Raw genomic sequence first — 25,950 nt, forward strand, 5'->3', positions numbered from 1 at the left:
CTGTCGGTGGCAGGCAATAGGCTGGATTAATGCCTCGCAAGAGAGCGACGATCCGTGAGGTGGCCCAGGCCACCGGCCTGTCGCCGGCGGCCGTCTCCTACGCGCTGCGCGGCCTTCAGGTCTCGGAGGAGACCATGGAGCGCGTGCGCGCCGCGGCGGCCGAGCTGGGCTACGAAGCCGACCCCATCGCCAGGGCCCTGGCCAGCGGGCGCAGCGGGATGATCGGGCTGCTCTGCGGATCGCTCGAAGACCTCTGGCAGCAGTCGCTGGCGGTCGGCATCAGCAGAGGGCTGCGGGAGAAGGACCGCTACGCCCTGATCCTCGACGCCGTCGGCGACCCCGCCCGCGAGCGTGCCCTCGCCCAGCAGCTCCGCGACCAGCGCGTCGACGGCATGATCGTGCAGCCGCTCGACCCGTCGGCCGGGTTCTGGAGCGAGCTGTGCGAGTCGCTGCCCGTGATCGCGATCGGCGACTCGCTGCCCGGCACCGCCGGCGAGGTCATCTTCGACAACCGGCGCGGCGTCACCCTCGCCCTTGAGCACCTGCGCGACCTCGGCCACCGGCGCATCTCCGTCCTCACCCCCACCCGGCCCAGCACCCCCGACCGGCCCGCCGACGTCCACGTCACCGCCGAGGCCGAACGCCTGGGGCTCGACATCACGGTCACCACCGCACCCCACGGCATGACCGCCGCCACCGCGGCCGCCCGCGACATCCTGCTCGACCGCAAGCCGAGCGCCGTCTTCTGCTTCGCCGACTCGATCGCCTACGGCGTCTACGCGGCGGCGCAGGAGCTCGGGCTGTCGATCCCCGGCGACGTGTCCGTCATGGGCTACGACGACCACCCGATGTCGGGGCTGCTGACGCCGGGGCTCACGACGGTCGACTGGGACATCGACGGGATCGTCCGCGCCGCCGTCCGCCTCACGGCCGCCGCCGCCGACGGCGCGACCCGCCGCCGCCGCGTCGTCCAGTCCCCGACACTCCGACCGCGCGCCTCCACCGCTCCCCGCCCCTGAGCTGCCTGGTCACCCGCCCGCGCTGAGGGCGTGGCGGGAGGCGGCGAGGTCGGCGGTCAGGGTGCGGTCGGGCGGCGGTGGATGGAGGGCGCGGGTGGCAGCCGTACGCTCGCAGGCGAGGACGATCTCCAGGGGTTCGAGGCAGCGCAGCGCATACCTGGCGGCCTGGGTGGCGAAGCTCGCATGGTCCTCGACGCCGAGTGAGATGACCGCGGTGCCGGTCGTGACCGGGCCGGCGAGGTGGCGGAGCTCGGCGAGGGCGTCCTGGGCGACGTACTCCAGGATCAGGACGCCGGACGCGCCCGGCTGGTCGGCGAGGAAGCGGTGGCGGCCGGTGTAGTCCGGGTCCATGAGGGTGGCCAGGCGGGCGGTGCTGAGCTGCGCGGTCTGGGCGACCGCGGCACGCAGGCCGTCCAGGGCCAGGGCGATCGGGGCCGCGTGGAAGTTGCCGTTGTGCCAGGCCAGGGAGCCGGCGATGAGCGGGTTCTCGGCGGCGGCGTTCAGATCGGTCTCGACGGCGGCGCGGGCGTGGCCGAGCGCGTCCAGGGCGGCGCCGTGGACCTGGGCGAAGGCGCGGAAGCCGTACGGGTCCTGGATGCGGGCGGCCTGCTCGCGGGCGAGGAGGCCGCGCAGGCGGGCGGCGACCGCGGCCTGCCCCGGATGCGGGCGGGCCTCCTGCACGACGGCGGCCAGCGGCTCGGCGGAGGCCCCGATAGCGGTGTACGACAGGGCGGCCACGTCGACGGCGCCGTCGAGGAGGACGCGGAGCCGGTGGCAGGCGAGGGCGGCGTCGGCCAGGGTGGCGGCGCCGGAGCTGATGAACGGCAGCGCGTCCTCGGAGGCGAGCGCGAACCGCGGCGGCTCGGGAGTCACGGCGGGGGTGGTCGGGGAGTGGAGCCAGGGGATCTCGCCGAGCAGGCACAGGGCCGTCGTGGCGAGGGCGGTGAGGTCGCCGGTGCCGATGGCCCCGTACGTGCTGATCGGCGGGACGAAGCCGTCGTTGACCGCCGCCGCCAGCACGGGAAGGACGGCCGGGTCGAGCCCCGAGCCGCCCGCGAGCAGTTGGTTGAGCCGGACCGTGAGCATCGCCCGCGCACGGGCCGGCTCGATCGGGGGACCGGCGCCGATGGCGTGGCTGCGCAGCAGGCCGAGGCCGGGCTCCCGGACCGGGACGTCCTTGTTGGCGCCCGCCCCGGTGCTGCGCCCGTACACCGGGCCGGTCAGCTCCTGGGCGGTCACCCACGCGGCCCGCGCCCGGTCCAGGGAGGCGAGCTCGACCCGGACGCCGCCGTGGGCGACGTCGTGGACCTGCGCGCACGTCAGCCCGGAGCCGTCGAGCAGGACCGCCATCGGCATCGGAGGATCAGTCGCCGTCGGGGAGGATCAGCCCGAGCAGCCAGCTCACGACGCTGACGATGATCGCGCCCCAGAACGCCGACGGGTAGAAGTCCTCCACATGGAAGGGGATGTCGAGCTGGCCGGAGATCCAGCTCGTCAGCAGCAGCATGCCCGCGTTGATCACGAGCAGGAACAGCCCGAGGGTGAGGACGATGATCGCGCAGCCGAGCGCCTTCACGATGGGCTTGACGATGGCGTTGACGACGCCGAAGATCAGCGCCACGAGCAGCAGGACGCCCCAGTATTGTGCCGAGTTGGCGGGGGCGTTGACGTCGATGCCGGGGATGAACTGGACGGCCACCCAGAGGGCCACTGCCGCCGCGAGGGTTCGGATGATGAACTTCACGCTGGTTGATACTCCCACTTTGCGCTCGGCACCGCGATAGGGGCTACGGGTGGCTATGTGCCCGGTCGCCGCTCTTGGTAGTCGCTCATCGGTTATCGCCGCCCCCGCGAGGGGAAGGGGCGGGCGGGGGAAGGAGCGAGATGAACGCGAACGGGCTCGAATCTCTGCCGGCACACGAGTTGCACGAGCGCGCGGTGCGGTACGCCGTGCGTCATGGCGATCTGGGGTTCCTGTGGGAACTGCTGAAGGTCATCCCGGCGGCGGAGGCCGCCTCCGGTCACGAGACGGACGCCGATCTGACGAAGGTGTCGGCGCTGCTGGCGGACGCCATCGCGGCCGGTGAAGGCGAGCTGGGCGAGGCGCTGCGCCCGGTGTACCTGAGCTATCTGCGCGAACACCCCGACGCCTAGCGTCACCTCGCCTCTTCGTCCATCGGGAGCGGCGGAAGCTCGGGGCCGAGGGCGGGCCGCGCCTTCAGCCGGGAGGTGAACCGGATCTGTGACCGGGGCACGGCCAGGCGGGACAGCGCGCCCCCGACATAGCGCTGGAACGGCCGGGGACCGGCCACCACCACGTCCCGCTCGGCGAGGTCGGGGATCTCGCGGGCCAGCCCCGAGGCGCTGATCCGTTCCTTGGCCCGCGGGTCGTGCTCGGCGCCCTCGACGAGCACGAGCCGGTGCCGGGCCGCGAGGTCGCGCAGCTCGTCGGTGACCCGGTCCGTACGGTAGATCGCGATCGTGTCGGCGTCGCCGCCGCCGTCGCGGTCGCCGCCGGCGTCACCGTCGAGCCGGGCCCGCAGCGCGCCGGCGTCGAGTCCGGTGGCGATCAGCAGGGTGCCCCTGGTGGTGGCACGGGAGGGCGCGTGGCCGTGGAGCGCGGCCACCGCGGCCACGACGTACAGCAGGAGCGAGCCGGCCTGTACGGGGCCAGCCGTACCCGTGAACGCGCCGGCCTGCTGGGCGACCAGCAGCGCGCCGGAGAGATAGCTGGCGAGCAGCAGCCGCTGCCGGGCCTGCGGGCTGCCGAGCCGTTGCGCGGCCTCGGCGGTGAGGAAGCCGATCGCCACGAGCAGCGCGGCGGCCACGTACGCCGTGGGCCGCCAGAGGAGACCGGGGCCCGGCTGGATCGCGCCGAGTTCGGCGACCGCGACACCGCACCAGAACAGGACGGGACCGTGATGATGAGCGTGCGCCTGGCTTGCCATGTCTCCACGGTGCTGAACGAACATTAAAGCTTTCTGAGTAGTGTCTGAAACATGGCTAACGTGTGGGTCGAACGGACCGAGGACGGCGGATTCCGGGCAACCAACGCCCGCGGGGCAGAGGTACGCATCGGCGGAGGCGACGAGGAAGGGGCGTTCACGCCCGTGGAGTTGCTGCTGGCGGCGGTGGGCGGCTGCAACATCGTCACCGTCGAGCCGCTCACCGCGCAGCGCGGGCACCGGCTGGTGCGGCTGGCGATGACGGTGGAGGCGCAGAAGGTCGAGTCCAACAGGCTGGGCCCGGTGACGATCACCTACGACGTGGAGCTGCCGTCGGAGGCGGCCGACGAGGTGTTCCGCGCGGTGGCCGGGCGGGTGCACGACAAGTACTGCACGGTGAGCACGTCGCTCCAGGACGGCACGGAGGTTCGGCTGGAGCTGCCCTAGTCGGGAGCTTCCGGAGTCGGATTAAACAGATATTCGACCCCGTTATGACGCGACCGTTGCATTCGTCTCGGTAGCGTTATAGCAGGTCAGGAGCACCGCACTGGGTTCCCGGCCGAACGACCTTCACCGAAGCGGACGCGGAGGGGGACCGCGAGCCGCAAGTGCGGGACCGCCGGTGTTTTTGGGGGAAGACACCGGCCTGGACCGCCACCGATCGGGCCGGGCAGATTTGGGGGAACTGCCCGGCCCGATCCATGCCCGCACCCGGGCGCCGAGCGCGCCCGGGTGCGTATCCTCCCGTCATGTGAAGAAAGTTCTCATCGACTGCGATCCCGGCATCGACGACGCCCTCGCCCTCGCCCTCATCGCCGGCTCCCGCGACGCCCTCGACCTGGTGGGCGTCACGACGGTGGGCGGCAACGTGGACCTCTCCCTGACCACGGCGAACGCGCTGGCGCTGCGGGAGTTCCTGGACCTCGGGGACGTGCCGGTGACGCCGGGCAGCGCCGGCGCGCTGCTGCGGCACACCGTACGGGCCACCGTCCACGGGACGAGCGGGCTCGGGACCGTGGTGCTGCCCGCACCGCTGCGCGGCCCGTCGCCGGGCCACGCGGTCGACTTCATCGTGGACGCGCTGCGCGCCGCCCCCGGCGAGATCACGCTGGTGGGCGTGGGCCCGCTGACGAACCTCGCCCTCGCCGTACGCAAGGAGCCCCGCGTCGTCGAATGGGCCCGCGACATCGTCATCATGGGCGGCTCCTACACGCGCGGCAACCACACCCCGGCCGCCGAGTTCAACATGCTCGCCGACCCCGAGGCGGCCGCGATCGTGTTCGAGGCCGGGTGGACCGTCACGATGCTGGGCCTGGACGTGACCCTGACGGCCGTGGTCAACACCGCCGTGCTGGACCGGATGCGCCCGCTCGGCCGGCTGGCGGAGCTGCTGGTGCCGGGGGCGCAGTCGTACAAGGAGGTCACGGACGACAGCGGGCCCGCCATCCACGACGCGTGCGCGGTCGCGTACGTGCTGGACCCCTCGCTGTTCACCTGCGTCCCCGCGGTCGTGGACGTCGAGACGGCCGGCCTCCACACCCGCGGCATGACCGTGACCGACTTCGCCGTGACAGGCCGCAGGGCGAACGCCCTGGTGGCGACCGCGCTGGACGTGCCGCGGTTCTGGGAGCTGATGCTCGGCGCGTACGGGAGGCTGGCGGACCGCCTCGGCTGATGTGCGGGCACCGCTCGGCGGCTGATACAGTTACTCGTGTTGCGCCGCTAGCTCAGTTGGTCAGAGCAGCTGACTCTTAATCAGCGGGTCCGGGGTTCGAGTCCCTGGCGGCGCACTCATCGTTCGAAGGCGTTCTCCCTCCGGGGAGGGCGCCTTCGCTCGTTTCGGCGGCCACCGGATCGTCCGCTGCTCGTAACCGGCTCAACCCCGAAAGAGCGACGTACGTCACCCTTGATGTCATAGCCTTCCGCAATGCTCGATCAACTCTCCGACGAACTTCACCGCGCCGCGGCCGACCGGAACCCTCTTCGTCTCCTCGACATCCTGCCCCGGCTGTACGCCGCCGCCCGATCCGCCGACGAGCCGGCGTTGTCGGCCGTTCTCGCGCGGCTCGGGGACCTCTTCGAGCGGGTCCCCGTACGCATCGGCGCTCGTCTGGGTGTGCTCTGCGGCGCGCTGGCCGAGCTGGGCGGCGATCCTGAGCCGGTGGCCGCGCCGCTGGTCGCCGAGCTGGCCGACTGCCTTGAGCTGGCCGGCACGTTCGCCGCCCACTGGCGTACGGCGACCGGCGAGGCGCCGCCCGAGCCGGTGGCCGACGACCACGCGTGGACCGAGGCCGCGGCCGACCGGCTGGCCGCCGCGCCGCTCACCCGCGAGGCCGCGGTGGAGCTGGCCGACGCCTGGTCGATGGCGCACCTGCGGAGCCTGCCGGTGCTGTCGATCCTGCAGCTCTCGCCCCGGCTGCGGCACGCGTTGCCGGGCCGCGAGCGGCTGATCGCCGCCCTCGGGACGGTGCTGGACGAGCGCCCCGACCTGGAGTTCCTGGCCGGGCTGCTGCGCGTGCTCGACGACGAGCGGCTGATCGTGCTGCACCGGCCCACCGGGCGCGGCTACGAGGTCGTGATCGGCGGGATCGGCGACAACGGCCAGCTTCACACGCTGCTCGCCGACGTGCTGGGCGGCCCGGACGCCGAGGGCCTGCTGGAGGGGGTGCGGCCGGACCCGGCGTGGGTGCGGGCCGCGACCGACGGTCCTGCGGATCCGGCCGCGCCGCCGGTGCGGGGCTCGTTCGCGCTGCTCGACGGCCGTGGCGGGCGGATCTGGAACGAGGGCCGTCCGGCCGACATCCCCCGTCTGGCCGGGGTGCGCGTGCTCGTCCTGGACCGGCCCGCGTACGAGCGGTCGTGGCGCGCCGGCCGGATCTACCCGCTGATGCGGCCGGACGTGCGCCTGCGCCGGATCCTGCCCGCCGGCGAGGCCGCCGGCTGGCTGGCCAGGGTCGCCCGGGAGACGCGCGTACCGGCGTGAGCGGCCAGTTCCTTCAACCGTGATCGTCCCCCCGGCCGTTGACCTAGGCTGTGGACATGGCCGAGATCGCGATCCCCGACGGGTCATGGACTTTCGACGGTGACCTCCTGCGCGTGGTGCCCGGCAGCGGGAAAGAGGTGCACGAGCTGCGCCGCACCCTGGGCGCGGTCACCGTGCCGCGCGAGGCGATCGCCGGGGTGACGTTCGAGCCCGCACGCAAGGGCGGTCACCTGCGGCTGCGGCTGCGCAAGGGGGCCGATCCGCTCTCCGACGCGGTGGCGGGCACGCTCGGCCCGCCCGCGGACCCCTACCGGCTGGCGGTTCCCAAGGCCCGCGCCGGCGCGGCCGAGTACTTCGCCGACGAGGTGCGCGACACGCTGGAGATCTACCAGCAGCCCGCCGGCCCCTGCGAGGAATACCTGCTGCCCGGCCCCGACGTGCCCATCTCGGCCACCGCGGGCGACGGCACGGTGATCTTCGACGGCGAGCGGGTGCGGCTGGAGTGGACCGGCTTCGCCGCGTCGGAGAAGGAGAAGGCGGGGCCGCAGGAATACCCGCTGTCGGCGGTGACGGGCGTGGAGTGGAAGCCGCAGTCCGGCATGGGCTACGGCACGCTGCGCTTCCGCATCAAGGGCGAGGGCCCGGCGCAGCCGCCGCAGAAGGACCTGCGCTGCGTGTCGTGGGGCATCCAGCGTTTCGGCGGGGCGACCGCCCTGGTCGCCGCGGCGGTGCTGGCCCGCCTGCCGCGCGAGCTGCCGAAAGAGCCGCCCGAGCTGCCGCCCGCCCCTCCCGGCGGTGACGCCCACGACGCCGTTCTGCGCCGCCTCGCCGAGCTGGGGGAGCTGCACCGCGCGGGCGTGCTGACGGACGAGGAATTCGCCTCCGCCAAACAGGCCGTGATCCGCCGCCTGCACGAAATCTGACCTACCTGGTTGACCACGGAAAGACGTGGCCGTAAAGGGCGATGTTCCGTCAATCACGGCGGGGAAATTGAGCACTTTCTGCTTCTGCGTTACCCGGGTTTCCCCTTCATCGTAGGGACGTCACGCGAACCTGATCGAGTCCTCACGTTTCCCGGCAGGAGAAGCAGATTCCCATGGTCCGACGTTGCCTCGCCACGCTCTTTTTCGCCGCGATCTCCCTGACCACCGTGTTCGGGCTGCCCGCCCACGCGGTGACGCTGGAGCAGAAGCTCGCCGCGCTCTCCGGGTTCAGCCAGCCCACGACGCCGAGCGCCGTCGCGTGGCGCTCCGCCTGGGAGAACCAGGCGGCCTGGGCCGACTACGCCTTCGACTGGTCCACCGACCTCTGCTCAAGCAGCCCCGACCAGCCGCTCGGCTTCGACTTCCGCATGCCCTGCCGCCGGCACGACTTCGGTTATCGCAACTACAAGTCCGTGAGCCAGTTCCCGGCGAACAAGTCGCGCATCGACGACGCCTTCTACTACGACCTGCGGCAGGTGTGCGCCGGGTATTCCGGGGTCTCCAAGACGACCTGTGACGGGCTCGCCTGGACGTACTACCAGGCGGTCAAGCAGTTCGGCAGCCTCGTCGTCACCGACGAGCAGATCGCCGAGGTGGAGCGGACGGCCACGCTGTCGGCCGCCTCCAACGCCTGAGTCAGCCCATGGAGGAGGCGTTGAAGAAGGCCACCTCGTGCTCGTCGCCGGGCGCGAGGAAGGCCAGCAGCGCCAGCGCCTCCTTCTCGACCTCGTCCCGCTCCTTGATCGGCTGCCAGGCGTGCACGTTGAGCGTCGCGACGCCCCGGGCGCGGCGGTACGTCCAGTCGCCGGCGGTGAAGCCGTCGACCAGGATCATCCGGGGCATGACGTTCGTCCCCGAGAAACGGGTCAGCACGGCCCCGCCGAGGTCGCTGATGACCCGCGAGCGGTCGGCGTACGACAGGAACAGGTTGTCGAAGTCGTACATCAGCCGCACCGGCGCCGGGACGTCCTCGGGCGGGCGGGGGGCGTCCGGCAGGTCGTACAGGATGCGGCCGGACCCGTCGCCGAAGCGTCTGAGGTCGAGCGTCTCCACGACCTCCGACAGCCGGGTCAGCCCCGACCAGGTCTGCATGTCCATGACCGAGGCGGGCCCGAACGCCGCCAGGTAGCGCTCGACCAGCTCGCCCGCCGCCATCGGCGGGGTGCGGAAGCGGAGCCACGACTCCGCGCCGGTGTGGGCGACCGGCCCGCTGCGGCCCCACACGCCGCGCGGCGGCACCTGCACCAGCGGCACCAGCGAGCGCACCCCCTGGCCGAGCGCGTGCGGGTCGGCCTCCGGCCAGCGTGCGGCGAGCTCGCGTCCCAGCTCGGCGAAGGTCATCGGCCGCGACGCGAGCAGCTCCCGCCCGGCCTCGGCCAGCTCCTCCAGATCGACCCCGGACAGCCGCTTGCCGAACACGCTGCGCGTCATGCGCGTCGTGACCGGCTGCAGCAGCGGCCGCATCGACAGGCAGTCGCGGGCGCTGACCAGGTGGATGGTGGAACGTTGCAGCGCGATGCGGACCAGCTCGCGCTTGAGCAGGAGATCCCCGGCCGCCGCCGGGTCGAAGTCGGCGATCCTGTTCCACAGGCCGGTGTACCAGGTGTGGGGGGTCTGCGCCTGCAGCCCGGCCAGGTGCTCGACGACGTCGACCACGCCGCGGTCGGTGCGGCTCAGCAGGAGCTGGCGGTCCAGCGTGGCCCGGTTGAGCGCCCGGCGGCTGATGAGGGGATCCATGAGGACAAAGGTATGGGCAATCGCTGTCGGTCACAGGCCGCAATGGCTCCTTTCCTCTAGGTGAATTCTTCCCGCGTCCCGCGGCGCCGTGATGGCGGGAGGCGTGATGACGGGAGGAGCGTGGCGGCCCTACGCTGCTCCTCATGCAGAATCGGGTGATCGACGGCCGTTTCGAGCTGCTGGAGCGGCTCGGCGGCGGGGGCATGGGCCTGGTGTGGCGCGCCCGCGACGTGGCCCTGCACCGCGAGGTCGCGCTCAAGGAGGTCCGCCCGCCCGACCCCGCCTACGACGACGCGCGCGACCCCGCGGCGGCGGCCGAGCTGCGCGCCCGCGTCCTGCGCGAGGCCCGCGCGCTGGCCCGGCTCAACCACCCGCACGTGGTCACCATCCACCACATCGTCGATCCCGGCGAGCACGCCTATCCGTGGCTGGTGATGGAGCTGGTCACCGGCGGCTCCCTGCAGGACCGCCTCCAGCGCGGCCCCATGACGCCCGCCGAGGCGGCCCGGCTCGGGCGGGAGGTGCTGTCCGCGCTGCGGGCCGCGCACGCCGTCGGCATCCAGCACCGCGACGTCAAGCCCGCCAACGTGCTGCTGCGCGAGGACGGCACGTCGGTGCTCACCGACTTCGGCATCGCGGCGGTACGCGAGTCCACGAGCCTGACGGCGACCGGGTCGTTCATCGGCTCGCCCGAGTTCATGGCGCCCGAGCGCATCAACGGCCACGAAGGGGATCCGGCCTCCGACCTGTGGTCGCTCGGCATGCTCCTGTACGTCGCCGTCGAAGGACGGCACCCGATGCGCCGGGCCACCCCGCTGGCGACGCTGGCCGCCGTGCTCAACCAGCCGGTGCCGCCGGCGGAGCGGGCCGGGGCGCTGACCCCGGTGCTCCAGGCCCTGCTCCAGAGCGACCCGCGCGCCCGCGCGCACCCGGACGTACTGGACCGCATGCTGGCCACGGCCGCAGGGGCGCCCGGTCCTGCCGTTCCTCCCCGGCCGGGGCCGATGGGCCCGCCCCAGGTCGCCACCGGTCCCGGGCAGGGCGGCTTACCGTACGGGTACGCCGCCACGCCGCCGCCGTACGGCGCGAGGCCCGTGCCGGAGAAGGACACCGTGCGCTCCCGGCGTTCCGGCCGCGCCGCCCGCAACGCGATCGGCGCGGCCACGATGGCGGTCGTGGCGGTGATGGGCGTCCTAGCCTGGCGGTTCCTCCCTCTCGACGGCGCCGCCGGCAACGCCGGGCGCCCCACGGACGGCCGCCCGACCACGCAGGCCCACTCCCCGCAGGCCCTCTCCTCGCAGGCGAGCGAGGACACCGAGGAGACCACCCCCGAGCAGACCTCGACCGGCGAGGCCGAGCCCGTGCAGGAGAACCTGCACACCCCCGACGGCATGCGGGCCATGATCGCCAAGCTGAAGCCGGCGATCGGCGGCAGCAAGGTCGTCGACCTGACGGTCTACCCGACGTACGCCGTCATCGAGGCCCCGAACAAGGAGGACCCGGAGGTCTCCGAGCGCTACGACTACCGCGCCGGCAAGGTCACCCTGTCAGCCGGCTTCGGCAGGGAGATCGACGGCCCCACCGTGGACCTGGACAAATACGACTGGAACGCCCTCCCGGCCCTGCTGAGGAGGGCCGGCAAGGACCTCGGCGTGGCCAAGCCCACGTCCCGCTACCTGATCGTGGACCCCAACTTCGTCTTCACCAACCCCCGCCAGGTCCTGCGCGTGTACGTCAGCGACGAGTACAACCGCACCGGCTATCTGGTCGCCGACTTCAAGGGCAAGGTGCTGAAGCTCTATCCGAACGACTGACCCCGGCGCGGGTCAGCACACGTCCCGGTAGCCGCTCTCCGGGATCAGCCGCGACCACTCCGCCCGGCTCAGCGACCCGCCCGCCCGGTCGCACACCTCCCGCGCGGCCAGCGCCGGGTCCACGGGGCTCTCGCGTACGGTGCCGTCCAGCGCCACGCCGCGCAGCCGCTTGCCGTCGGGGCTGAAGGCGAGCCCGGACGTCCACAAGGCGACCTGCCCGACCTCGCGCAGCGTGCGGACGTCCCAGAGCGTCGTACGGGCCGCCTCCACGGCGAGCAGGTCGCCCTTGGGGGAGAAGCGCAGCGCGCCGACGGCGGAGGTGCCCGTCTCGATCGTGCCGATGCGCTCGCGCTCGCGGGTCTCCCAGAGCAGCACCCGGCCGCCGTCCAGGCCGAACGCCAGCGTGCGGCCGTCGGGGGAGTAGGCGAGCGCGGTCGGCACCGGCGCGTCCGACGTGGACCCGCCGGTCCGCAGGTCCAGCAGGGTGACCCGGCCGCTGCGCAGGTCGAGGAGCGTGGAGCCGGCGGCCAGCGTCGCGCCGTCCGGGCTGAACGCGAGCGCCAGGTCGCCCGCGCCCTCGTAGACCCTGACGCGGCGGCCCGTCCGCACCTCCCACGTCTCCAGGGTGCGGCCGCGCGCGGTGGCCAGCAGGTCGCCCTTGGGGGAGAGGGCCACGGCCAGGACGTCGCCGCCCGCGTCGACGGAGCTGACCAGCTCGCCGCCCGGCACCTGCCAGACGGTCACCGGGTCGCCGGCGACGGCCAGCAGCCTGCCGCTCGCGTCGAACGCCAGGTCGCCGTCGGCGGCGATCCTGCCCACCTTCGTACGGTCCTCGGTGTCGGTGACCTCGATCGCGTCGCCGACCGCCTTGGCGGCCACCTTGCCGTTGCCGGAGAACGCCGCCGCCTCGCGCGCCCCTGACGGGACCGGCAGGCCGGACACGTCCAGCGAGACGACGGAGCCGGTGCCGCTCAGGTAGCGCAGGCAGTGGCCGTCGGCGGAGAAGGCGAGGCCGGGCTGGGGGTCGCGGAGGGGGTACGAGCCGGACAGGCGGCGCTCCGCGACGTTCCAGACCCGTACCTCGCCGGCGCCGGGGAGGGCGAGCAGGCGGCCGTCGGGGCTGAAGACGGGCGCGCCGGACGGGCGATCCGCACCCACCGGACCCGCCGGCCTCCCCGCGCGCCCGCCCCCGGTCCTGAGGTCCTCCGTGAGCGTGGAGGCGGAGATGAGGGTGGGGGCGGCGACCGGGGTCGCGGCGGCGTGCGGGGTCGCGTCCGCTGGTAGCGGGCCGGTAGGGGGCGCGTGCTTGGTCGGTGGGCCGCTTGGGGTCGCGTCCTTGGTCGGCGGGTCGGTGGGGGTCGCGTCCCTGGTCAGGGGGCCGATGGTGCCGGGGGCCGGGGGCAGGGGGGCGGTGACGTCGGGGGCGGGGTGCGGGGGGAGGGGGCCGGTGACGGAGCCGAGGGTGTCCACGAGGGTGACGCCGGCGCGTCCCGCGACCGCCAGCAGCCGCCCGTCCGGGCTGAACGCCATCGGCGGCGCCGCCGGCCCCGGCGTCCGGGGCGGCCGGACCCTGACGGTGGCCGTACGCCTGTGTCCCGCCAGCTCCCACAGCTCCACCCGCCCGTCGGGGAGCGAGAGCGCCGCCCGAGTCCCGTCCGGGGACAGCGCCACCTCGCGGCCGGTGACCTCCAGCAGCACCCGCCCGCCCCGGTACACGCGGGTGCGGTCGCCTCGGCTGATCACGTACGCGGCGGTGTCGGCCGGCGTCCGGCCGGTGGCGAGCTCGAACGGCCGCCCGTCCACGCCCTCGGCGAAGCGCCCGTCGTCGCTCAGCGCCGGGTTGCCCGGCGGCAGCGCGTGGAAGGCGGTCTGCCGCCCGGCGACGACGTCCCACACGGCCACGCCGCCGGTGTCCCACTTGATGAGTTCGTCCCCGCGCAGCAGGTAGCGGGCCCGCGAGTCGGGCGCGGGATCGGTGAAGACGCCCAGCTCCGGCTGGACGAGCGAGGCCTGCAACGCGGCCCGCGCCTCGAACACCGGCGACAGCCGCCAGGCGGCCACGCTCAGCCGCATCGCGGTGCGCGGGTCCGACGACCGGAGCGACTCCGCCCGTGCCGCCACCGCCCGCGCGTTCGCCTCCACGAGTTGTCCGCGCAGCTCGTGCTGCCCGAGCACGGACACCACCGCCATCGACACCGCGACGGCCAGCACCGCGCCGGCCGCGCCGAGCCCCGGCACCAGCAGCCGCCTGCGCTGCTTGGACAGGGCGACGCTGCCCGCGATGAAGTCCCGTTCGAGCTGGCTCAGCCGCAGGTGGCGGCGTTTGACGGCGGCCCAGCCGAGCGCGGTGTCGAGCTCCTCGCCCCGCAGCAGGTGGCCGCGCCCGCGCCGGTGCGCCGACCAGCGACCGGCGGCCTCGCGGATGCTCCGCAGCACGAGCAGGCTCTCGCGCTCGTCGGCCACCCAGCCGCGCAGGCGGGGCCAGGCCCGGTAGAGCGCGGCGCTGGCCGGGGCCACCCGCCCGTCGCCGACCGCCACCAGCTTCCCGACGGGGGTCTCCGCGGGCGGCACGCGCACGCTGCGCCGCACCACCAGCCCGGCGGCCATGAGCGGGCCCAGCACGTCCCCCTCGTCGTGCGGGCTCTCGCCGTCGAGCAGCCGCAGCAGCAGGCTGGGCACCTGCTCCTGCTGGGCGGGGGTGAGCGACTGGTACGCCTCCTCCGCGCGCTCCCCGAGCGAACGCGGCCCGGAGTGCCCCTCGGGCGGGCGCAGCACCGCGGAGCCGCCGATCCGCAGCCGGGACGCCTCGGGCCGCTCGGCCGGGTCCTTGGCCAGCGCGCTCCCGACCAGCTCGCGCAGCCCGTCGGGCAGGACGTCCAGGTCGGGGTCGACGGTCAGCAGCCGGTGCATCACCCCGCCGAGGCTTCCTCCGGCGAACGGGTCGTGCCCGGTGGCCGCGAAGAGCACCACCGCGCCCCACGCGAACACGTCGGCCGCCGCCCCCGCCTCCCCGCAGGTCAGCGTCTCGGGCGCGAGGTAGGTGAAGGTGCCGTCCACAGTGCCGGCGGCGGGCAGCCCCAGCTCGATGACCTTGGGGCCGTCGGCCGCCAGCAGCACGCTCTCCGGGTTGAGCCCGCGGTGCGTCAGGCCCGCCGCGTGCAGCGCCTCCAGCGCCTCGCCGAGGGCGTCGGCCAGCGCGAGCAGCTCCTCGCCCGCGTACGGGCCGTGCAGCTCGACCGCGCGCCGCAGGTCGGGGCCGTCGACGTATTCGGCGACCACGTAGGGGACCCGGCCGTCGACGCCGACCGCGACCACCTCGGCCAGCCGGGGGCACGAGACACGCTCGTAGCGCCGGCCGGGGGCCTCGCCGCGCGGCACGGTGACGACATGGCGGCGGCCGTCGTCGTCGTAGGCGTCGTAGACGACCCCGCGCCCGCCCGCGCCGAGGCGGCCCGCCAGCCAGAAGCCGCCAAGCCGTTCCGGGTCGCCGGGCACCAAGCGCATAGTCACTAGCGTTTAGATGCGTGGCGCGCGTGGATGGTTGACGAGAGGGACGCCACAGGCCCCCCGCGCGCCTCGGGGGGCCCATGTGTCATGATCATTATGCCAGGCCGCGCGAGCGCAACTCCCTCAGCACCTCGTCGCGCACCTGTTCCGGCCGGAGGACGCCCACGTCGCAGCGCATGTCGGCGATCTCCTTGAACCAGGGCTCGCGCCGGGCCCGCATGGCTTTGGGGTCGAAGCCGGGGCGGTGGTCGCCCGATTTCATGCGCTCGGCGAGCACGGCGTCGTCGGCGTCGACCCACACCACGAACACCTCGCGCAGCGCCTGGCGCACCTCGGGGTCCTCGACGGTGCTGGCGGCCGCCGCGATCACCTTGGGCTCGCCGGCCAGCTCGATCAGGACGTGCTGGGCCTCGTAGCGGTGGAGGGCGTCGGCGCCCTCGCGGGCGACGATCTCCTTGGCGGTGCCGCCGTAGCGCGATCGGAGGAAGGGGTCGCTGTCGGTCAGGGGGAGGTGGAGGGCGTCCGCGATGAGGCGGCCGACGGTGGTCTTACCCGATCCCATCAGCCCGATCACCACGACTGGTTTGTTTTTCGACATGTGGATAGAAGTTCCTCGTGTCAAGGAGGTAAATCAGATGACCATCGCCGGAAGCATCATCCTCATCATGCTCGGCGCGATCCTCACCTGGGCCGTCGAGTTCGACCTCGCCGGTCTCGACATCAACGTGGTGGGGGTCATCCTCATGCTCGGCGGTCTGGCCGGTCTCCTGTTCGGCATCTACCGGATCACCGTAACCCGCAGGGCGGTCGGTCCGATCGACGAGCCGGTGCACCGTCACGACATCGTGGCTGAGCCGGAGACCCGCCGCACCACCGTGTACGAGGAACGCCGCCGCTACGACGAGCCCCCCCTGTAGGAGGTGAAAGGGAATGCCGGGAGTCGAAGAGCTGCCGTCGACGATCAAGCGTTCGCCGAAGAAGGCGCAGCGCACCTGGATCAAGGCGCACGACAGTGCCGTGGAGGAGTACGGAGAGGGCAGGCGCGCTCATATGACCGCGTTCGCCGCGTTGAAACACTCCTTCGAGAAGGTCGGCGACCACTGGGAGCCGAAGTCCGAGAAGGGCCCGTCCGACCAGGGCGCGAAGGACCGCTCGGGCCGCACGGCCGAAGGCGTGGACGCCAACGCCAGCAAGGAGCACCTGCAGGACGTGGCGAAGCGGCTGGGCGTCACCGGCCGGTCCAGGATGAACAAGAAGGAGCTGGTCGAGGCCATCAAGAAGGCCAACAGGAAGGCCACCGCGAAGGCGCGGTGACCTTCCCCTTACCGGGCCCGATCACAACAACCGCTTGACCGCCGCGACGATGGCGCGGCGGTCAATGCGTGCGTCGGCCAGTTGTTCCTCCGGCGTCGCCGAGGCGGGCAGCCCGGTCACCCCGAGCTGGACCACCCGGGGCCCGAGCTCGCTGACGGCCTCCAGCACGGCGTCGCCGAGCCCGCCCTCCGGCCGGTGGTCCTCGACTGTGATCAGATTGCCGGTGGTGGTGGCCGCCTCGGCCAGCGCCGCCGCGTCGACCGGCTTGACCGAGTACAGGTCGATCACCCCGACGGGCACGTCGGCCGCGGCCAGCTCGTCGGCCGCCGCCAGCGCTTCGTGGACGGTCACCCCGGCCGCGACGATCGTGGCCCGGTCCTCCGCCGAGCGGCGCAGCACCCGCGAGCCGCCCACGGGGAAGCGCTCGCCCGGCTCGTAGATCACCGGCGTGGCCCCGCGCGTGGTGCGCAGGTAGGACACGCCCTCCAGGTCGGCCATCTCGGCGACCAGCGCCGCCGCCTGGTTGGCGTCGCAGGGGTAGAGCACGGTGCTGCCGTGCACGGGCCGCATCATGGCGAGGTCCTCCAGCCCCATCTGGGACGGCCCGTCCTCGCCGATGGCCACGCCCGCGTGCGAGCCGACCAGCCGGATCGAGGCGCCGCTCACCCCGGCCATCCTGATGAAGTCGTAGGCCCGGGTCAGGAACGCGGCGAACGTGGCCGCGTACGGCCTCCACCCGCGCACCTGCAGCCCGACCGCGGCGGCGACGAGCTGCTGCTCGGCGATGTACATCTGGAAGAAGCGCTCGGGGAACGCCTCGGCGAACAGCTCGGTCTTGGTCGAGTCGCCCACCTCGCCGTCCAGGGCCACCACGTCGCCCCTGGCCGCGCCGAGCGCCGCCAGCGCCTCCCCGTACGCCGTCCGCGTGGCCACCGTGTCGCCGACCTTGTACGCCGGCAGCTCCAGCGGCCCGTCCGCGAAGCGGAACGGGTCAGGGGCCTCGTCCGGCCGGCTCACCGAGAGCCGCAGGTCCCGGACGCCGCCCAGCTCCTCGACGGCCTTGTCAGGATCCTTCAGCGCCTTGCCGTGCGCGCCCTCGCGGTTCTCCACCTCCAGCACGCCCTCGCCCTTGCGGGTCTTCGCCAGGATGACGGTGGGGCGTCTGCGGGTGTTGCAGGCGTCGGACAGCGCGAAGTCGATCTGCCCGGGATCGTGCCCGTCGATCTCGATCGTGTGCCAGCCGAACGCGCCGAACCTGCGGGCGTAGGCCCCGGTGTCCCAGCCGTGCCGGGTGGGGCCGCGCTGGCCGAGCCGGTTGACGTCCACGATGACGGTGAGGTTGGCCAGGCCCTCGTCGCCGGCGTGCTCGGCGGCCTCCCATATCGACCCCTCGGCCAGCTCGCTGTCGCCGCACAGCACCCACACCCGGTACGGCAGCCGTTCCATCCGCGCGGCCAGCGCCACCCCCACGCCGACGGGAAGTCCCTGGCCCAGGGAGCCCGTGGCGACGTCCACCCAGGGCAGGCGGGGGGTGGGGTGCCCCTCCAACCGGCTGCCACGCTTGCGGAACGTCAGCAGCTCCTCGTCATCGATGGCGCCGGCCGCCTTGTAGAGGGAGTAGAGGAGGGGGGAGGCGTGCCCCTTGGAGAAGATGAGGTGGTCGTTCGCCGGGTTGCCGGGGTCGGCGAAGTCGTAACGGAGGTGGCAGGAGAACAGCACCGCCATGAGGTCGGCCGCGGACATCGACGAGGTGGGGTGACCGGAGCCGGCGGCCGCGGCGGCTCGGACGGAGTCGACGCGTAGTTGCGCGGCCAGCTCGGCCAGGTATTGAAGATCGCGCTCGGGCATCTTGACCTCCTCGGAGACGGGTTCCGCCCCGTCTACCCGCGTCGGCCGAGTTAACGCCGTGCGCGGGCGGGCGTCAGGGCCACTTGGAGTCGCCGGAGGGCTCGACCGGGCCGTTCAGCACGCCGAGCCGTTCCAGCAGGGTGATGAACGTGGCCGCGTAAGGGGAGTCCTCCGTCACCGCGGCCACCCGCGGCCAGTCCACCTGCTCGCGCATCGCCCGCACCTGGGCCAGCAGCGCCCCGTAGTCGCAGGCGTGCTCCGACAGCGGCAGCAGCCACGAGATCACCAGGTCGGTGGCCTCCAGCACGGGCACGATCACGGCCGACGCCTTCAGCGGCTCGGCCCGGTCGAGCAGCTCCTCGGTGATGTCGAGATCGGACACACGGAAGATCAGGTCCACCAGCCGGCCCTCGTCGTAGGCCTTCACCAGCCAGTCCTCCGGGGGCTTGGCCGTCTGGAAGCCGAGCTGGCGCAGCGCGTCCAGGGCGGCCGGCACGTCGTGCTCGGTGAGGACGAAATCGACATCATGGAGGGAGGGGGCGGCGCCTCGGGCGTAAGCGGCGCAACCTCCGGCCAGCGCGAACTTGACCCCGGCGTCCTTGAGCCCGGAGCTCGCGCGCTTCAAGGTGTCGAGGATGGCGTCAGTGACCTCGTGACCGTGGCTGCTCATAGGTTCGGGCTACCCAGCGGATGGTCAAGTAGACGTTGGATGCGGCCCTTGCAGGGTAGTCACAGGCCCTATGACGGAAATCCTGGAGAAGACGGAAAGGGCCTATGAGGGCGGGCAGAATCGTCCGCTCCGCGGTTATCTCGGCATCCTCGCCGCGTACGGCGGCACGGTGGCCGTCGCGGCCGCGGTGGCCGGCCTGGCGAACCGGCGCGTCCCCGACCGGATCGGCGTCCTGGACCTCGCGCTCATGGCGGCATGCACGCACAAGGTGTCCCGGCGCATCGCCAAGGACCCCGTCACCAGTCCCCTTCGCGCCCCCTTCACCCGGTACGAGGGCCAGGGCGGGCCCGCCGAGGTGGAGGAGAGCCCCCGCAGCGCGCTCGGCGAGCTGCTGGCGTGCCCGTTCTGTCTCGCGCAGTGGGTGGCGACCGGGTACGCCGCCGGACTGGTGATCGCGCCGAAGGCGACCCGGCTCATCGGCGCGACGATGACGGCGGTGGCGGTGTCGGACTGGCTCCAGCTCGCCTACGCCAGACTCATGAAGGCGGCGGAGTAGCCCCGCTTTTCACCGAGCCCCGGCGCGGGCCCCGATGCGGACGGGGGCCCGCGCCGGTCCGGCTCTCCGGCCGTTCATCGCTGCTCGCCCGTTCACTTTCACTGCTGCTCGTCCGGTGGCCTGCCCGCCTTGAGCCCCAGCTCGGCCAGCTCGCGGCGCAGCGCGTCCAGCTTGCCCAGCACCTCGTGACGGGCCGGCTCCAGGTGCTCCTCGGCCTGCCGCGTCAGCTCGCCGACCTGCCGGCCGAGCGCCGTGAGCCCGTGGCTGACCTCGTTCCTGAGCTCCAGGAGCTCGGCTCTCGTCCCGGCCATCCGGCTCCATAGGCCGTCCTCGCCGCCCGGCGGCTCCGTCGCTGCGTTCACGCGCTCCCGCCTTCGCGCTCGCATGAAGGGACCCCGGACCCGTCCCGGGCCGGGGTCCCGCCGTCCTGTGAGCATATGGTGGCAATCGCGCGCCATCCCTGGCGATCGGCGAACCGATCATGAGGTGTGCTTTCATCCCTCTCGGGAGGAAAAATCTGGACCTGTGAGCCGCTCACCTGCGGCGCAGCAGAGCCAGCGCACCCGCCGCCGCCGCGCCTCCGGCCAGCCCCATCAGGACCGGGCGGCGGTGCTGCGACAGCCAGAGCTGCGGGCTGCGCGTGGTCGAGCGCCGGTCGAACGTGCCGTGCGCGCCGTAGTCGGTGTCGTCGTCGGCCGGCTCCCACAGGTTCGACACGCCGCTCGGCGGCTTCTCGTCGGTCAGCTGCGACTGGATGCCGGTCCGCGCCAGGTAGCGGTCGACCAGCGCGGGCGCCACCCGCTGCGCCATGAGGGTCGCGGCGGTCATGCCGCCCACCCAGTACTCCTTGCGCTCCGGATGCTCGGCCGCGAACACGACCGCCCTGGCCGCGACCTCCGGCTGGTAGATCGGCGGCACCGGCTGGGGGTGCTTGCGCAGCTTGCTCAGCACCCACTCGAACTGCGGGGTGTTGACCGCCGGGAGCTGGACCACGGTGATCCTGACATTGCTCCCGTCGGCCAGCAGCTCGGTGCGGACCGACTCGGTGAAGCCCTGGATCGCGTGCTTGGCCCCGCAGTACGCCGACTGCAGCGGGATGGAGCGCTGCGCCAGCGCCGAGCCCACCTGCACGATCGCGCCCTGGTTGCGGGGGCCCATGAGGTCCAGCGCCACCTTCGTGCCCCACACGTATCCGAGGTAGGTGACCTGAGTGGTCCGCTCGTACTCCTCCGGCGAGATGTCGGTGAAGCGGGCGAAGACGGTGGAGAAGGCCGTGTTGATCCAGACCGAGATGGGGCCCATCTCCGTCTCGATGCGCTCGGCCGCCGCGCGTACCTGCTCGTAGTCCGCCATGTCGGTCTCGTAGACCTGGCCGACGCCGCCCGCCGCGCCCACGTCGACCGCGGCCGCGCCCAGCCCGGTCGTCCCGCGCGCCAGCAGCGCCACCTTCGCGCCCTGCTTGCCCAGCTCGCGCACGACCGCGCGGCCCACGCCGCCGCTCGCGCCCGTCACCACGACGACCCGCCCGCGTAGTGATGCCATGGACCGATCAGCCCGCCTCTCCGTCTCGTCCTTGCTTCTGACGTCGTACGGCGAGGACCATGTCGACGACCGTGACCACGGCGAGCGCGATGGCGATGCCGGTGATGACCGGCGCCTGCGCGATGAGTCCCAGCACCGTGAACGCGAACAGGAACACCAAAATGAACGAGCCCACCCTGATGTGCACCACGTCGCGCGGGGTCGCCGGCACCATGGCGTGGCCTCGTGAGGACCGTTCCTCGTGCCAATCTCCCTTATGAGCCATGCCCGCTCCTCTGCCCGTCTCGTTTGCCCATTAACGTCCTGGGTAGCCCGCCTGGCGTGCCCGTGCTGCGTCCTAGCGATCACAGTGAGCCGGGGATCGTCCGGCGACGCCGGGGACGCGGGTTCAGCTACGCAGACCCCGACGGCAGGCCGGTCCGCGACCCCGAGACGCTGGCCCGGATCAGGGCCCTCGCCATCCCTCCGGCCTGGACGGACGTGTGGATCTGCACCGACCCCCGCGGCCATCTGCAGGCCGTCGGCACCGACGCGGCCGGGCGGCTCCAGTACCGCTACCACGACCTGTGGCGCGAGCAGCAGGACCGGGCCAAGTTCGACCGGGTGCTGGAGGTGGCCGAGCGGCTGCCGGAGTTCAGGAAGACGGTGGACGAACAGCTCCAGGGGCGCGGCCTGACCCGGCCGCGGGTCCTCGCCGCGGCGGCCCGGCTGCTGGACATCGGCTTCTTCCGCATCGGCGGCGAGAGCTACGACAGCTACGGCCTGGCCACCCTGCGGATGGAGCACCTGACCTTCTCGAAGGGGTACGTGGTCTTCTCCTACCAGGCCAAGGGTGACATCCCGCGCGAGGTCGAGGTGGCCGACCCGGGTGCGTGCGCGGTGCTGCGCTCGCTGAAGCGGGCCGGCCCCAAGGAGGGCGAGCTGCTGCGGTACCGGCGCGACGGCGACTGGGCCGACGTGCGCAGTGAGGACATCAACGACTATCTCAAGGAGATCATCGGTTACGAGGTCACGGCCAAGGACTTCCGCACCTGGCACGCGACGGTGCTGGCGGCCGTCGGGCTGGCGGTGTCCCGCCCGGCCGGCAAGGCGGGGCCGACGAAGAAGAAGAGAGCGGTCACCCGCGTCATGCGGGAGGTCGCCGAGTACCTGGGCAACACCCCCACCGTGGCCAGGGCGTCGTACGTGGACCCGCGCGTCGTCGAGGCGTACGACCAGGACAGGACCATCGGCGCGGCCCTGACCGAGCTCGGCGCGGACGCCGACTTCGGGCAGCTCGCGACGGCGGGACGGGTGGAACGGGCGGTCATTGACCTTATTCGTACCGTTTGAGGCGTTAATGCACGGGCACGCGACGACAAAGCGAGGAGGAGAGACGATGGAAGCTCCGCAGTACGTCGCGGCCCGCGTCCAGGCGGCGCTGGCCGAGGACGGGCGCACGCACGAGCTGGGGATCCGCGTGGACATCCGCGGCGACCAGCTCTTCCTGCGTGGTCAGGTGAGCGGGGCCGAGCAGCGCGAACGGCTCGGCCTGGTGGCGCACGAGGCCGCACCCGACCTGCGCGTGCACAACGAGATCATGGTCGTGGAGGTCACCGAGCCGGGAGAGGACGAGCATCTTGACTGAACTGCGCATCGCGGCCGTCGGAGACATCCACCTGGGCGAGGACGTCCGCGGCCAGTACCGAAAACACCTGGAGGGCATCGAGGAGCGGGCGGACGTGTTCATGCTCACCGGCGACCTCACCCGGCACGGCACCCTCGAAGAGGGCCGGCTGGTGGCCGAGGAACTGCGCGGGCTGCCCGTCCCCACGATCGCCGTGCTCGGCAACCACGACTACCACTCCGACCTCCAGTACGAGATCGCCGCGGCGCTCCGCGACGCCGGCGTCATCGTCCTCCACGACGACGGCGTGGTCATCCAGTGCGGCGAGGTCAAGCTGGGCGTGGTCGGCGGCAAGGGTTTCGGCGGCGGGTACGCCGGCAAGTGCGCGAGCGAGTTCGGCGAGCGCGAGATCAAGAACTTCGTGGCCCACACCCGCTACATCGCCGAGGCGTGGAAGGTCGCGCTGAAGGAGATGACCGCCGACCTGAAGGTGGTGCTCTCGCACTACTCCCCGGTCAAGGAGACGCTGGAGGGCGAGCCCCACGAGATCTACCCCTTCCTCGGCAGCTACCTGCTGGCCGAGGCGGTCGACACGGCGGGCGCCGACCTGATCCTGCACGGGCACGCGCACAAGGGCAGCGAGAAGGGCATGACGCCGGGCGGCATCCGGGTGCGGAACGTGGCGCTGCCCGTCATCGGCCGCGCGTACGCGGTCTACTGCCTGGGCGAGAACGGCTACTGCTGAATTGTTCCGGAGTTTCGGACGGCGAGGGCGCCTGAAGGCGCCCTCGCCGTCGTCCGGTAAAGCTGTCCGGTAAAAACGTACGCTTTTATTTCAGCAATTGGGCATGATGGAGCCGCTGGACCGCTCTCGGAGACCGGCCCAGCGGCGTTGCCGAACGGATGTGTGGGCGGTTTGCGCCCCTAGACATTGAAGATGCTGACGCCACCCGGGCCCACCAGGAACCCGAGGACGATGAGCACGATCCCCCAGAGAAGGTCGCGCCGGGCCAGGATCACATAGATCCCGGCGATGACGAGGATTACTGCGATGATCCAGAGCAAAGTAGCCATGAGCCCATCACTGCCCTCAGCCGCGACCCCATAACATCCTTTTTCCTCGCCTTGAGTGGGCTGGGGATTAGCCGTGGCGGGTGGCGTTCTTGACCCGGCGCAGAATGCGGTCCCATTCGGTGCCGAACGGGTTGTCCTGCACGAGATAGGTCCAGGTCGCGGAGGGCCGCTTGAGATCCGGCTCCGGCGACTCGAACGCCTCCAGCGAGCGCCGCTCCACCTCGGCCAGCAGCGATTTGTACTCGGCCACGGCCTCGCGGTGGAACTCGTCGACCGGGCTCATCCGGCCGAGCGCCCGCAGGTGGATGCCCTCGCGCAGATCCTGGAGGAAGGCCAGGTGCTCGGTCCAGCACGTGTCGATGGCGTGCAGCACGATCTGCCTGGCGGTCTCGTCGCGGGTGTCCTCGGGCAGCTCGGCCCAGCGGTCGGGATCGGCCTGCTCCAGCGCCCTGGAGGCGGCGTCACCGTGCAGGACCTTGTCGCGCCACTCCAGGATCAGCTCGCGCTGCTGCTCCAGCAGGCGGGTGTAGCGCCAGGTGTTGCGGTGGATCTCCAGGTTGACGCCCTCGGCGACGCGCTGGGCGTGACCCACCAGGTAGGCGCCGCGCCGGTGCCGTACGATCCCGTCGGGGTCGGCCGCGGGCGGCCGCTCGTCGGGGACGAACTGCGTGATCAGGTCGTCCGTCATGCTGACGAAGAACACCGAGGCGCCGGGGTCGCCCTGGCGGCCCGCCCGGCCGCGGAGCTGGTCGTCCAGGCGGCTGCTGGCGTGCCGGCCCGAGCCGATGACGTAGAGACCGCCCAGCTCGGCCACGCCGTCGCCGAGACGGATGTCGGTGCCGCGGCCGGCCATCTGGGTCGAGACCGTGATCGCGTCGCGCTCGCCGGCCCGCGCGATGATCTCGGCCTCCTCGGCGTCGTTCTTGGCGTTGAGCACGACCGGCTCCATGCCGCGCCGCTGCAGCAGCTTGGCGAGGTTCTCCGACTCGGCCACGTCGAGCGTGCCGATGAGGATGGGCCGGCCGGTGGCGTGGGCCGTCTGGATCTCCTCCACCAGCGCCGCGTCCTTGTCGGGGACGGTCGGGTAGACGCGGTCCGGCTCGTCCTCGCGCACGCAGGGCCGGTTGGGCGGGATCACCGCGACCTTCAGCCCGTAGAACTCGCCGAGCTGCTCGCTCACCGCGACCGCGGTGCCGGTCATGCCGCAGATCTGCGGGTAGCGGCGGATCAGGCCCTGCACGGTGATCGAGTCGAGGATCTCGCCCTTCTCGCTCGGCGGCAGCGCCTCCTTGGCCTCGACGGCCGCCTGGAGGCCGTTGGGCCAGCGCTGGAGCAGCGCCACCCGGCCGCGCGACGGGTTGATGAGCTGGACCTTGCCGTCGCGCACGATGTAGTCGACGTCGCGGGTCAGCAGCGCGTGGGCGTGCAGGGCGAGGTTGAGCTCGATGAGCGTGCCGGGCTCGTTCTCGTCGTAGAGCTCGACACCGAGGAGGTTCTCCACGCTGTCGGCGCCCTTGGGCGTCAGGTAGACGTTGCGTGCCTGCTCGTCGATCTCGTAGTGGTAGCCGCGGACGAGCTGCCGGACCAGCGCCGCCATCTCCGGCACCGCGTCGCCCGCGTCGCCCGCGCCGGCCATCACCAGCGGCACGCGGGCCTCGTCGACGAGCACCGAGTCGGCCTCGTCGATCACCGCGACCTCCGGGGCCGGCACGATGATCTCGGCGGCGTCGGTGCGCAGCCGGTCGCGCAGCACGTCGAAGCCGATCTCGCTGACCGGCCCGTACGTCACGTCCTTCGCGTACGCCGCCCGCCGCTCCTCCGGCGTGGAGTTCTGGTCGATCCAGCCCACGCTCACGCCCAGCGCCGCGTAGAACGGCTCCATCCACTCGGCGTCGCGGCGGGCCAGGTAGTCGTTGACGGAGATCACGTGGACCCGCTTGCCCTGCAGCGCGTAGCCGGCGGCGGCCATCGCGCCCGACAGGGTCTTGCCCTCGCCGGTCGCCATCTCGGCCACCTTGCCGTCGAGCAGCGCGAGCGTCCCGAGGAGCTGCACGTCGTACGGGCGCAGCCCCAGTGTGCGGTCGGCGGCCTCGCGCGCCACGGCGCAGAACTCGGCCAGGTCGTCCATCCCGGGCCGCGGCAGCTCGTCGAGCTTCTTGATCCGCTCGGCGCGCTCGCCGGCCGCCTTGACGACCTTCTGGTAGGGGGTCAGGGGCACGCCGCCCGGACGGTCCAGGAGGTTCCTGAATATTCCCTTGAGTGAGGCCACAGTTCCTCCAACGCACGCTTCGCCGACACCGTTCCCCCGATGGCGGGGTGGGAGCGCAGCGACGGCACAGCACTCGCCGCCGT

The 25,950-nt window shown here is 72.5% G+C and carries 27 protein-coding genes and 1 tRNA gene; 15 read left to right on the forward strand and 13 right to left on the reverse strand.

The genetic code is table 11. The features are described from left to right. Positions 1-29 precede the first annotated feature (29 nt). Positions 30-1,019 (forward strand): LacI family DNA-binding transcriptional regulator, encoded by a 990-nt coding sequence (locus tag SMD20_RS38435; protein ID WP_329590683.1) that lies wholly within the window; start codon positions 30-32, stop codon positions 1,017-1,019. Between the two features lie 9 nt (positions 1,020-1,028). Here the strand turns inward: SMD20_RS38435 and SMD20_RS38440 are convergent, their stop codons facing one another. Together SMD20_RS38440 and SMD20_RS38445 are read right to left on the reverse strand one after the other, a co-directional pair. Continuing rightward, the gene (locus SMD20_RS38440; RefSeq protein WP_329590684.1) at positions 1,029-2,375 is read right to left on the reverse strand and encodes an aromatic amino acid lyase; all 1,347 of its coding nucleotides are present in this window, start codon (positions 2,373-2,375) and stop codon (positions 1,029-1,031) included. Positions 2,376-2,382: 7 nt separating this feature from the next. Continuing rightward, positions 2,383-2,763 carry a phage holin family protein gene (locus tag SMD20_RS38445; RefSeq protein ID WP_329590686.1) on the reverse strand — a complete coding sequence of 127 codons (381 nt, stop codon included), beginning with the start codon at positions 2,761-2,763 and terminating at the stop codon, positions 2,383-2,385. Between the two features lie 140 nt (positions 2,764-2,903). Here SMD20_RS38445 and SMD20_RS38450 point away from each other — a divergent pair, with 140 nt between their 5' ends. Continuing rightward, positions 2,904-3,173: a hypothetical protein gene (locus SMD20_RS38450; protein WP_091078274.1), complete on the forward strand. Its 270-nt coding sequence runs from the start codon at positions 2,904-2,906 to the stop codon at positions 3,171-3,173. 2 nt (positions 3,174-3,175) lie between these two features. Here the strand turns inward: SMD20_RS38450 and SMD20_RS38455 are convergent, their stop codons facing one another. Beyond that, a complete protein-coding gene (locus SMD20_RS38455; protein ID WP_329590690.1) occupies positions 3,176-3,967 on the reverse strand; it encodes a hypothetical protein in 792 nt (263 codons plus the stop codon). Between the two features lie 51 nt (positions 3,968-4,018). Here SMD20_RS38455 and SMD20_RS38460 point away from each other — a divergent pair, with 51 nt between their 5' ends. From SMD20_RS38460 to SMD20_RS38485, 6 genes are all read left to right on the forward strand, one after another. Next, on the forward strand, positions 4,019-4,411 hold the full coding sequence (locus SMD20_RS38460) for an OsmC family protein (RefSeq protein WP_329590692.1): 393 nt from the start codon (positions 4,019-4,021) through the stop codon (positions 4,409-4,411). Positions 4,412-4,715: 304 nt separating this feature from the next. Beyond that, positions 4,716-5,639, forward strand: coding sequence for a nucleoside hydrolase (locus SMD20_RS38465; RefSeq protein ID WP_329590694.1), 924 nt, complete (start codon positions 4,716-4,718; stop codon positions 5,637-5,639). A 41-nt stretch (positions 5,640-5,680) separates the two neighbouring features. Then, positions 5,681-5,754 (forward strand) — tRNA-Lys (locus SMD20_RS38470). Positions 5,755-5,891: 137 nt separating this feature from the next. Next, on the forward strand, positions 5,892-6,947 hold the full coding sequence (locus SMD20_RS38475; protein ID WP_329590696.1) for a hypothetical protein: 1,056 nt from the start codon (positions 5,892-5,894) through the stop codon (positions 6,945-6,947). 56 nt (positions 6,948-7,003) lie between these two features. Next, entirely contained in the window at positions 7,004-7,870 is an 867-nt protein-coding gene (locus tag SMD20_RS38480) for a DUF4429 domain-containing protein (RefSeq protein WP_329590698.1), read from the forward strand. A gap of 173 nt (positions 7,871-8,043) precedes the next feature. Then, positions 8,044-8,565, forward strand: coding sequence for a phospholipase (locus tag SMD20_RS38485; RefSeq protein ID WP_329590700.1), 522 nt, complete (start codon positions 8,044-8,046; stop codon positions 8,563-8,565). Position 8,566: 1 nt separating this feature from the next. Here the strand turns inward: SMD20_RS38485 and SMD20_RS38490 are convergent, their stop codons facing one another. Then, entirely contained in the window at positions 8,567-9,667 is a 1,101-nt protein-coding gene (locus SMD20_RS38490) for a winged helix DNA-binding domain-containing protein (protein WP_329590702.1), read from the reverse strand. A gap of 143 nt (positions 9,668-9,810) precedes the next feature. Here SMD20_RS38490 and SMD20_RS38495 point away from each other — a divergent pair, with 143 nt between their 5' ends. Next, complete coding sequence (locus tag SMD20_RS38495; protein WP_329590704.1) at positions 9,811-11,481, forward strand: serine/threonine-protein kinase; 1,671 nt, start codon at positions 9,811-9,813, stop codon at positions 11,479-11,481. Between the two features lie 12 nt (positions 11,482-11,493). Here the strand turns inward: SMD20_RS38495 and SMD20_RS38500 are convergent, their stop codons facing one another. Further along, positions 11,494-14,985 carry a protein kinase domain-containing protein gene (locus tag SMD20_RS38500; RefSeq protein WP_329590706.1) on the reverse strand — a complete coding sequence of 1,164 codons (3,492 nt, stop codon included), beginning with the start codon at positions 14,983-14,985 and terminating at the stop codon, positions 11,494-11,496. Between the two features lie 97 nt (positions 14,986-15,082). After that, positions 15,083-15,586 (reverse strand): shikimate kinase, encoded by a 504-nt coding sequence (locus SMD20_RS38505; protein WP_329590708.1) that lies wholly within the window; start codon positions 15,584-15,586, stop codon positions 15,083-15,085. A 37-nt stretch (positions 15,587-15,623) separates the two neighbouring features. On the opposite strand from SMD20_RS38505, the gene SMD20_RS38510 reads away from it, so the two are divergent. Together SMD20_RS38510 and SMD20_RS38515 are read left to right on the forward strand one after the other, a co-directional pair. Next, entirely contained in the window at positions 15,624-15,905 is a 282-nt protein-coding gene (locus SMD20_RS38510) for a hypothetical protein (protein WP_329590710.1), read from the forward strand. 13 nt (positions 15,906-15,918) lie between these two features. Further along, complete coding sequence (locus SMD20_RS38515) at positions 15,919-16,302, forward strand: ChaB family protein (RefSeq protein WP_329590712.1); 384 nt, start codon at positions 15,919-15,921, stop codon at positions 16,300-16,302. A gap of 21 nt (positions 16,303-16,323) precedes the next feature. Here the strand turns inward: SMD20_RS38515 and SMD20_RS38520 are convergent, their stop codons facing one another. Both SMD20_RS38520 and SMD20_RS38525 read right to left on the reverse strand, forming a co-directional pair. Then, entirely contained in the window at positions 16,324-18,150 is a 1,827-nt protein-coding gene (locus SMD20_RS38520; RefSeq protein WP_329590713.1) for a transketolase, read from the reverse strand. A 73-nt stretch (positions 18,151-18,223) separates the two neighbouring features. After that, a complete protein-coding gene (locus SMD20_RS38525; RefSeq protein ID WP_329590715.1) occupies positions 18,224-18,820 on the reverse strand; it encodes a nucleotidyltransferase in 597 nt (198 codons plus the stop codon). A 70-nt stretch (positions 18,821-18,890) separates the two neighbouring features. Between SMD20_RS38525 and SMD20_RS38530 the strand changes: the two genes are divergently transcribed. Further along, positions 18,891-19,376, forward strand: a complete 486-nt coding sequence (locus SMD20_RS38530) for a DUF1360 domain-containing protein (protein WP_329590717.1) — start codon at positions 18,891-18,893, stop codon at positions 19,374-19,376. A 98-nt stretch (positions 19,377-19,474) separates the two neighbouring features. Here the strand turns inward: SMD20_RS38530 and SMD20_RS38535 are convergent, their stop codons facing one another. The 3 genes from SMD20_RS38535 to SMD20_RS38545 form a co-directional block, all read right to left on the reverse strand. Continuing rightward, positions 19,475-19,738: a hypothetical protein gene (locus tag SMD20_RS38535; RefSeq protein ID WP_329590719.1), complete on the reverse strand. Its 264-nt coding sequence runs from the start codon at positions 19,736-19,738 to the stop codon at positions 19,475-19,477. Between the two features lie 172 nt (positions 19,739-19,910). Next, the gene (locus SMD20_RS38540) at positions 19,911-20,918 is read right to left on the reverse strand and encodes an SDR family oxidoreductase (protein WP_329590721.1); all 1,008 of its coding nucleotides are present in this window, start codon (positions 20,916-20,918) and stop codon (positions 19,911-19,913) included. Positions 20,919-20,925: 7 nt separating this feature from the next. Then, positions 20,926-21,132 carry a hypothetical protein gene (locus tag SMD20_RS38545; RefSeq protein ID WP_329590723.1) on the reverse strand — a complete coding sequence of 69 codons (207 nt, stop codon included), beginning with the start codon at positions 21,130-21,132 and terminating at the stop codon, positions 20,926-20,928. A gap of 107 nt (positions 21,133-21,239) precedes the next feature. On the opposite strand from SMD20_RS38545, the gene SMD20_RS38550 reads away from it, so the two are divergent. Genes SMD20_RS38550 through SMD20_RS38560 form a run of 3 tightly spaced genes read left to right on the forward strand, consistent with a single transcriptional unit; the run spans position 21,240 to position 23,269 of the window. Then, positions 21,240-22,250 (forward strand): DNA topoisomerase IB, encoded by a 1,011-nt coding sequence (locus tag SMD20_RS38550; RefSeq protein ID WP_329590725.1) that lies wholly within the window; start codon positions 21,240-21,242, stop codon positions 22,248-22,250. A 46-nt stretch (positions 22,251-22,296) separates the two neighbouring features. Next, positions 22,297-22,545: a BON domain-containing protein gene (locus SMD20_RS38555; protein WP_329590726.1), complete on the forward strand. Its 249-nt coding sequence runs from the start codon at positions 22,297-22,299 to the stop codon at positions 22,543-22,545. Beyond that, a complete protein-coding gene (locus tag SMD20_RS38560; protein WP_329590727.1) occupies positions 22,538-23,269 on the forward strand; it encodes a metallophosphoesterase family protein in 732 nt (243 codons plus the stop codon). The genes SMD20_RS38555 and SMD20_RS38560 overlap by 8 nt, the downstream gene beginning before the upstream one ends. Positions 23,270-23,448: 179 nt before the next feature. On the opposite strand, the gene SMD20_RS38565 is transcribed toward SMD20_RS38560, so the two are convergent. Both SMD20_RS38565 and secA2 read right to left on the reverse strand, forming a co-directional pair. Beyond that, positions 23,449-23,598 carry a GPGG-motif small membrane protein gene (locus SMD20_RS38565; protein WP_020543887.1) on the reverse strand — a complete coding sequence of 50 codons (150 nt, stop codon included), beginning with the start codon at positions 23,596-23,598 and terminating at the stop codon, positions 23,449-23,451. Between the two features lie 67 nt (positions 23,599-23,665). Further along, positions 23,666-25,867 (reverse strand): accessory Sec system translocase SecA2, encoded by a 2,202-nt coding sequence (gene secA2 / locus SMD20_RS38570; RefSeq protein WP_329590729.1) that lies wholly within the window; start codon positions 25,865-25,867, stop codon positions 23,666-23,668. Positions 25,868-25,950 lie beyond the last annotated feature (83 nt).

The organism is Nonomuraea sp. LP-02 (assembly GCF_036289125.1).
Taxonomy (GTDB): Bacteria; Actinomycetota; Actinomycetes; order Streptosporangiales; family Streptosporangiaceae; genus Nonomuraea; species Nonomuraea bangladeshensis.

Coding starts and splice junctions, on each gene's coding strand:
- SMD20_RS38435 (WP_329590683.1), top strand. CDS start 30: ATGCCTCGCAAGAGAGCGACGATCCGTGAGGTGGCCCAGGCCACCGGC.
- SMD20_RS38440 (WP_329590684.1), bottom strand. CDS start 2,375: ATGCCGATGGCGGTCCTGCTCGACGGCTCCGGGCTGACGTGCGCGCAG.
- SMD20_RS38450 (WP_091078274.1), top strand. CDS start 2,904: ATGAACGCGAACGGGCTCGAATCTCTGCCGGCACACGAGTTGCACGAG.
- SMD20_RS38455 (WP_329590690.1), bottom strand. CDS start 3,967: ATGGCAAGCCAGGCGCACGCTCATCATCACGGTCCCGTCCTGTTCTGG.
- SMD20_RS38460 (WP_329590692.1), top strand. CDS start 4,019: ATGGCTAACGTGTGGGTCGAACGGACCGAGGACGGCGGATTCCGGGCA.
- SMD20_RS38475 (WP_329590696.1), top strand. CDS start 5,892: ATGCTCGATCAACTCTCCGACGAACTTCACCGCGCCGCGGCCGACCGG.
- SMD20_RS38480 (WP_329590698.1), top strand. CDS start 7,004: ATGGCCGAGATCGCGATCCCCGACGGGTCATGGACTTTCGACGGTGAC.
- SMD20_RS38485 (WP_329590700.1), top strand. CDS start 8,044: ATGGTCCGACGTTGCCTCGCCACGCTCTTTTTCGCCGCGATCTCCCTG.
- SMD20_RS38490 (WP_329590702.1), bottom strand. CDS start 9,667: ATGGATCCCCTCATCAGCCGCCGGGCGCTCAACCGGGCCACGCTGGAC.
- SMD20_RS38495 (WP_329590704.1), top strand. CDS start 9,811: ATGCAGAATCGGGTGATCGACGGCCGTTTCGAGCTGCTGGAGCGGCTC.
- SMD20_RS38500 (WP_329590706.1), bottom strand. CDS start 14,985: ATGCGCTTGGTGCCCGGCGACCCGGAACGGCTTGGCGGCTTCTGGCTG.
- SMD20_RS38505 (WP_329590708.1), bottom strand. CDS start 15,586: ATGTCGAAAAACAAACCAGTCGTGGTGATCGGGCTGATGGGATCGGGT.
- SMD20_RS38510 (WP_329590710.1), top strand. CDS start 15,624: ATGACCATCGCCGGAAGCATCATCCTCATCATGCTCGGCGCGATCCTC.
- SMD20_RS38515 (WP_329590712.1), top strand. CDS start 15,919: ATGCCGGGAGTCGAAGAGCTGCCGTCGACGATCAAGCGTTCGCCGAAG.
- SMD20_RS38520 (WP_329590713.1), bottom strand. CDS start 18,150: ATGCCCGAGCGCGATCTTCAATACCTGGCCGAGCTGGCCGCGCAACTA.
- SMD20_RS38525 (WP_329590715.1), bottom strand. CDS start 18,820: ATGAGCAGCCACGGTCACGAGGTCACTGACGCCATCCTCGACACCTTG.
- SMD20_RS38530 (WP_329590717.1), top strand. CDS start 18,891: ATGACGGAAATCCTGGAGAAGACGGAAAGGGCCTATGAGGGCGGGCAG.
- SMD20_RS38540 (WP_329590721.1), bottom strand. CDS start 20,918: ATGGCATCACTACGCGGGCGGGTCGTCGTGGTGACGGGCGCGAGCGGC.
- SMD20_RS38545 (WP_329590723.1), bottom strand. CDS start 21,132: ATGGTGCCGGCGACCCCGCGCGACGTGGTGCACATCAGGGTGGGCTCG.
- SMD20_RS38555 (WP_329590726.1), top strand. CDS start 22,297: ATGGAAGCTCCGCAGTACGTCGCGGCCCGCGTCCAGGCGGCGCTGGCC.
- SMD20_RS38565 (WP_020543887.1), bottom strand. CDS start 23,598: ATGGCTACTTTGCTCTGGATCATCGCAGTAATCCTCGTCATCGCCGGG.